Source organism: Kamptonema sp. UHCC 0994, assembly GCF_029167235.1.
Taxonomy (GTDB): domain Bacteria; phylum Cyanobacteriota; class Cyanobacteriia; order Cyanobacteriales; family Microcoleaceae; genus Kamptonema.
The window spans coordinates 1-6,434 of the sequence record NZ_JARFTR010000266.1; the positions used below are offsets into that span (position 1 = coordinate 1).

The window sequence follows — 6,434 nt, forward strand, 5'->3', positions numbered from 1 at the left end:
GCGGTATCTTTACCGCCCAGAGGGCGGCGTTACGTGAGAATTGGGATAAATAATGGTAGGGTGGGCGATCGCCCACCTTACAAGTTACCAATTAACAATTAAAAATCCTCCATGAACCTGTCTGGAGGATTTTTAAAATTACGTACCTTCACTTAAACTTAAGTTATTACGCAGCACGCTGAGTTAACAGACCCCAGATGAACAGAAGCAAGACTGCACCGATAACTGCAAATGCTACACTAGGGATTGTCAAAGCTCCGTAAGATGCACCCGCGCTAGTTCCTAGCAGGACTTGACCAAGATAACCGCCAGCTAGAGCACCTAAAATTCCTAAACCAGTTGTTGCTAGAAAACCGCCACCTTGATGACCTGGATAAATTGCTTTAGCGATCGCGCCTGCAATTAAACCTAATACAACCCAAGCAATAATTCCCATTTCTTTTTCTCCTAACCGTTCAATAGTTATTCTTTTTCTTTGCCTTATGTTCATAGAATAACAATTGCTTCTGTATATTATCCTCTACCATTGGGAGGAATCTAAAGGAGTAGAATTTTAACGAAAAATCATAGTTTTAAGGCTTTTTAATATGTGAAAACAGCCAAATAGAATTTTTTATATGCCAAAAGTTGTAAGTAGGAGCTTTCCTAAGCGGTCAAATTTAGCTCTAAAATTACAACGACCCGTTTAAATCAGGAAAGTTAGGTGTCAGATGGATCTAAGCTTGTGCATCATTGTCAAAAATGAAGAGATGGCGCTACCCCTGGCGTTAAGCAGCGTTAAGGATGTTGTGGATGAAATGGTGGTGGTGGATACGGGTTCGAGCGATCGCACCCCGGAAATCGCTAGAGAATTCGGCGCACGGGTTTATAGCTTTGAATGGTGTAACGACTTTGCGGCGGCGCGGAATGAGTCTCTAAAGTATGCTCGTGGTGAGTGGATTTTGGTATTGGATGCTGATGAAGTGTTGGCTTCAGAGATTGTCCCACACCTGAAGCAGGCGATAAAGAGCGATCGCCACTTGCTAATTAATCTGATCCGCCAAGAAATCGGCGCAGTGCAATCTCCTTACTCCTTGGTGTCGCGCCTATTCCGCAACCATCCCAAGATCCGCTTTTCTCGACCTTATCATGCGATGGTAGATGACAGCGTTGGGGAGATTATGACATGGGAACTGCAATGGAAAATAGGTGCTCTCCCTGGCGTGGCAATTTTACACTCTGGATATCAAGCTGGTGCGATCGCCACTAAGGGTAAACTCCAAAAAGCTCAAGCAGCGATGGAAAGTTATATCGCTCAACATCCAAATGACCCCTATGTATGCAGCAAGTTAGGTGCTTTGTACGTGGAAATTGGGGAAATCCAGCGGGGTATGGCACTATTAAAACGAGGTTTAACTGTAGTACCTATAGATGATTCTGTACTCTATGAACTTCACTATCATCTAGCAATTGCTTATCGTCAGCAACAACAGTTTGCCAAAGCGAAAGAACACTATCAAACGGCACTTAAATTAGATATTTTACCTCAGTTAAAATTGGGATCTTACAATAATTTTGCCAACTTGCTGAAAGATGAGGGAAATCTGGGGGGTGCAAAAAGTCTGTACGAGACAACTTTGCAAATCGACCCTGGTTTTGCTGCGGGTTATTATAATTTGGGAATGACGCTGAAAGCTCAGGGAAAATTAGAGGCTGCGATCGCGGCTTATCAGCAAGCTATTGAGCTTAACCCCGATTATGCTGAAGCTTATCAAAATTTGGGAGTTGTTTGGCTAAAAATTGGAAATGTGACGGCAAGTTTAGAAGCCTTTAACAAAGCGATCGCCCTTCACAACAAACAAAGCAACCCAATAGAAGCAGAAAGACTGCGCGGAGGGTTGCGAGAAATGGGTTTGATGTAATGGCGATCTTCCTTCTTCCTTCTACCTTCTACTTATTAAGCTATCTGTCGAGCCATCAATTGAGCAAATAACCCCGGTTGTTCTATCAACTCTTCAAACTTACCCTGTTGTACCACTTGACCAGCCTCAATCACATAAATGCAATCTGCATTACGAATAGTAGTTAGGCGATGAGCTACCACAATCCGCGTTACATCTAACTGCTCCAAACTAGCACTAACAATTGCTTGTGTCCTATTATCCAAAGCGCTAGTAGCCTCATCAAAGATCAAAATTTTGGGTTTGAGTACCAAGGAACGAGCAATTAACAAACGTTGTCGCTGTCCCCCTGATAAATTACTACCACCTTCAGAAATCACAGTGTGCATTCCCATCGGCATACTTTCAATATCCTCTCCTAACCCCGCCATATGTGCCGCTTTCCAGGCTTCATCCATAGTGACTAATGCACCACCAGAAATATTTTCAAACATAGATGCACTATTAATCCGACCGTTTTGTAACACCACCCCTAACTGACGACGAATTGCAGAGATATCCAAACCATCTAAATCTTGACCATCATAAGAAATGGTTCCATCTTCTGCTGTTTCAAACCCTAAAAGTAACCGAATAATAGTAGATTTACCGCTTCCTGACGGGCCAACAAGTGCGATGAATTCTCCAGCTTTAGCTTCGACTGTAACCTGATCGAGTGTGAGCATACCATCAGGCCGATAGCGGAATGTCACCCGGTCTAATTTCACCGCACCATCTAGCCGACCAGGGTCTGTTTTATTCAGATCGATTTCCGGTTCTGCCTCTAAAATCGGTTTTGCCCGTTCCCACAACACGGTTATTTCCAATATCTTAATAATCGTATTACTAAGACTGGTAGCCCCCGTGATAAAAATACCAAAAGCACTATAAAATGCTAGGAATATACCTGTAGAAAGTCCACCTTTTCCTTGTACAATTAGATTAACTGCTAAGAAATAGAGCAGCATCGAACTCATAGTTGGTAAGATTGTATTGAAGATCGCAACTATATCTTCAATCACTTGTGTACTCAACATTAATTGGAGTTGCTGAGTGTATTTTTTCGTCCAGTAAGCAAAGGCGCGGTTCTCGGCTCCTGCGACTCTAAGTTTAGAAACTCCCCCGATTAACTCCACCGTTAAGCCAAAAATTTCCCCTTCCAATTCTTGCAAAGGACGCATTGTTCGCTGAGTGAGCAGTCCCGATATCAATGTCACCATGATACTAAGAACACCCAATCCGACAGCTATAGTGGCTAAACTGCTACTGTAAACAAACAGTAACCCTAAATTTAAAAGAGAGAAGAAACTATGAAACAGAGTTCCCAAAACCGTACCCGTGAGAATTTGCCGAATTTGGGTAATGGCTGAAACTCGTGATTGCAAGTCCCCAGTTGAATATTGGCGGAAAAAAGAAACTCGTAGTTTTAGTAACCGATCCCAAAAAGCCGTTTGCAATGCAGAGTTAGATAGACTTTGAATTCTTAAAGTGACAAATCCTTCAGCTAACTCAAATATAGTTTTGCCAAAACTGGTAGCTAGCAAAGCCAGTCCAATTTGCAATAACAGCCCTCGATCGGCATCAGGAATTGCGCTATCAACTAGAATTGCAGTAGCTTGGGGAACAACCATTCCTAATAGAGTGGCTATTATTCCCGCAATAATGAGAATTGCGATATCTCTTTGCAGTCCCCTTGTAGAAAACTTGATAATTTCTAAGGAGTTGAGAGCTTTTTCTGGAAAGGGTCGATAGAAAGTATAAGCAACGGGATCGAGTTCTTGGAGGATTTCTGAGCTTAAAGGTAGGCGTTGCTGTTGAGTCGGATCGAAAACTTCATATTTGCCTCCTGGTATTGGCAACAAGGCAACTGGTCGTTTATCCACTTCCATATAGCCTAAAATAGCTCCGCAATCTTGCCGCCACCACCGGTCTTCAAGTAATACTCGCCGATAACGAATTCGGGAAGCACGAGCAATTGCTTCTAAGGGATTTTTTAGTCGTTCTAAGTTTTCTGAACGGGCGGGAGGACGAATCTCAATTCCCATAGCACGACCAACTGCTCCAGCCGCCATTAATAAGGGGGTTCCTTCCTGAAAAAATGCTACACTTTTAGGTTTAAGGATTGAGACTAACTTGGTAATTGCACCTTGGGTGCTTTGTTGGTTGAGGCGTTGACGCTCTTGGAATAGGGCAAATTTAGCATTGAGTTCTTGGTTTTCGAGTTGCTCTAAGTGGTAAAGAAAATCACTGTGGAGTTGATAAAGAAAAGGAGCAACCTGCGCTCTATTTTTGAGATCGTCGATCGCCTTGAAGGGAATATCAGTGCCGGCAAACACCGAGGTAAGATGAGCATTCCAGGTCTCTAGGAGCAGTCGGCAGGTTTCTCGGTCATCATTAACTTGAGACTCAGCAAGTTGAATTATCTCAGTCATGGTTGACTCGATTAATGTGGCTTCTTCAACGGCAACTGCTATGATTTGATAGGGAGTTTCACCAGCTTTTAAGATTCCAAATAGAGCATTGCCAGCGCCTACACTAAATAAGTATCGACGCGCTCCAGTAGAGATTTTATCAACAACTGTTACAGCAAATATCGCTAGGGTTCCTGACTGAATTAGCCAGAAGATATTAGAATTATCTAAAACTAGAGGTTCATTTCCTTTGACAACTTTTTGTGAGGATTTAGCCGTTGTTAGATCGTTGTTAATTCCCATATTTTTGTCTGCTCACTTTTAGGAATGCTGTCTTAATCTTACTTTATTTGCAATCATACTACCCTCAGTAGGGTCAAGTTTAGATGAATAGTTTAACAAAACTTTTATTTCTAAGTAATCCAGTGATTATCATATTTTAAATCAAAAGTCAAGAGCTTTATTTAAAATAAATATTCCGTAATAATCCAAGCTATTGGCGATCGACTACTTCGGTGATGGCTCTGATTGAGCTAATCGCCACCGGAAAATTACAAAATTGTAATCAAACTTCAGGTTAAGTTGTAATCTGGGGATTGCTTAATCAAGCTATTCTAACTTGCAGTCGTAGGAGGTTATATAGTATGGATAGCAATAGTGAAAAAGTATTAGAAATAGCAAAAAGTGAAGTAGATAGCACTTTCACTAAAGAGCAAGTCGCAGAAATGTTAGCAGTGGCGATCGCGCTGAGCTCAACAGTATTTGAAGAAGGAGAACTCAGTGAAGATGAACTCGAAGCCGTCGCTTAAACGAGATTAGCAAAATTCAATTTCAGAAGTAAGGCTCTTTCTATGTTATAATCACTAAGAAATCGAGTTTTGGATATTGCAAATCTTGGGAAAATGTCTCTATCTCTCCGTACTAAAATCCTTACCAGCTATGGCGCAACTCCCTTAGAAATTGAGGAATTACTCGCCTACAATGACAATGTGTTCGCGCCCCTTGAGTTTGACTCTTTGCCTACCTTTCCCCTGATGCCTGAATCATATCTGACAACTTGGGAAACTTATCTAACTGAAGCAGAGGGGGAGGGAGTATTTACCACTTTACGATCCCAACTGGTACAGTTACAATTTCCCATACTCGCTGGCATCAGTGAAACAGAAAATTACCGATTAGCAACTCGGAAAGGTTATCTAACAGCAACAATGCCGGAAGCAACCGGGCTAGTTTTACAACAGCCAGAAACATTAAAATTGATTCTCCATGAAAGTTTGGCTGGCAAAATTCCCATCTTAATTGCGGGATGTCGGGAAGATTTTATCGCTTTGGTGCAAGCACTTGTCAAGCGCAATGAACCTGTACCTATTCCTAACTCAATGGGTGCTGTCATGGTGGCAGGATACAACAATTGGGATCGCGTTCGTACTTATCGCACCCAGTGGGAATCTCAACAACTTCAATTCACGACGGAGACAGCATGGCAAGCGGAGTTCAAACAGTTAATTCCCCAAAAAGATAAATATCAAGATCGATTTATTATTTTGAGTCCAGGGGGTTATAGTGGAGTCACAGCCTCAGATATGGGCATGAGTGAATTAGAGTGGTTGCCGATATCTCTCACGATTCGCTTAGAACATGAATGTACTCACTATTTTACCCGCCGACTTTTAGGTTCAATGCGGAATAATTTAATGGATGAGTTGATTGCAGATTATCGAGGTATTATTGCGGCTAATAATGGTAACTATCGTGCTGATTGGTTTTTGCGGTTTTTAGGATTAGAAGCTTATCCAGAATATCGACAAGGTGGTAGGATGGAAAACTATCGCGGTGAACCCCCTTTATCTGCGGGGGCTTTTCAAGTATTGCACGCCTTAGTTAAGGATGCGGCGGAAAATTTAGAACAGTTCCACACAAATCATATAGATAAATTATCAGATACTCTCAATCAAGGGAAGTTTTTAATCGCATTAACTCGCTTAACATTGGAAGAGTTAGCAAATACAGAAAGCTCGGTTTTATCGCATTTGTTGATTGCTAATGGCTAATGGCTAATGGCTAATAGATTTCGTAACGCCGCCCTCTGGGCGGTATGTCACCG

Annotated in this window: 5 protein-coding genes; 3 read left to right on the forward strand and 2 right to left on the reverse strand. The window is 42.0% G+C overall.

Annotation, left to right across the window (positions count from 1 at the left end; translation table 11 throughout):
• Nucleotides 1-166 precede the first annotated feature (166 nt).
• Complete coding sequence (locus PY364_RS23370) at nucleotides 167-436, reverse strand: GlsB/YeaQ/YmgE family stress response membrane protein (RefSeq protein ID WP_275526796.1); 270 nt, start codon at nucleotides 434-436, stop codon at nucleotides 167-169.
• 274 nt (nucleotides 437-710) lie between these two features.
• Between PY364_RS23370 and PY364_RS23375 the strand changes: the two genes are divergently transcribed.
• Nucleotides 711-1,901, forward strand: coding sequence for a tetratricopeptide repeat protein (locus tag PY364_RS23375; RefSeq protein WP_275526788.1), 1,191 nt, complete (start codon nucleotides 711-713; stop codon nucleotides 1,899-1,901).
• 35 nt (nucleotides 1,902-1,936) lie between these two features.
• On the opposite strand, the gene PY364_RS23380 is transcribed toward PY364_RS23375, so the two are convergent.
• Nucleotides 1,937-4,633 (reverse strand): NHLP bacteriocin export ABC transporter permease/ATPase subunit, encoded by a 2,697-nt coding sequence (locus PY364_RS23380; protein ID WP_275526790.1) that lies wholly within the window; start codon nucleotides 4,631-4,633, stop codon nucleotides 1,937-1,939.
• A gap of 341 nt (nucleotides 4,634-4,974) precedes the next feature.
• Here PY364_RS23380 and PY364_RS23385 point away from each other — a divergent pair, with 341 nt between their 5' ends.
• Both PY364_RS23385 and PY364_RS23390 read left to right on the forward strand, forming a co-directional pair.
• Nucleotides 4,975-5,139: a hypothetical protein gene (locus PY364_RS23385; protein ID WP_275526792.1), complete on the forward strand. Its 165-nt coding sequence runs from the start codon at nucleotides 4,975-4,977 to the stop codon at nucleotides 5,137-5,139.
• A gap of 93 nt (nucleotides 5,140-5,232) precedes the next feature.
• Nucleotides 5,233-6,381, forward strand: coding sequence for a hypothetical protein (locus tag PY364_RS23390; protein WP_275526794.1), 1,149 nt, complete (start codon nucleotides 5,233-5,235; stop codon nucleotides 6,379-6,381).
• The last annotated feature ends 53 nt before the right edge of the window (nucleotides 6,382-6,434 follow it).

Coding starts and splice junctions, on each gene's coding strand:
- PY364_RS23390 (WP_275526794.1), top strand. CDS start 5,233: ATGTCTCTATCTCTCCGTACTAAAATCCTTACCAGCTATGGCGCAACT.
- PY364_RS23370 (WP_275526796.1), bottom strand. CDS start 436: ATGGGAATTATTGCTTGGGTTGTATTAGGTTTAATTGCAGGCGCGATC.
- PY364_RS23385 (WP_275526792.1), top strand. CDS start 4,975: ATGGATAGCAATAGTGAAAAAGTATTAGAAATAGCAAAAAGTGAAGTA.
- PY364_RS23375 (WP_275526788.1), top strand. CDS start 711: ATGGATCTAAGCTTGTGCATCATTGTCAAAAATGAAGAGATGGCGCTA.
- PY364_RS23380 (WP_275526790.1), bottom strand. CDS start 4,633: ATGGGAATTAACAACGATCTAACAACGGCTAAATCCTCACAAAAAGTT.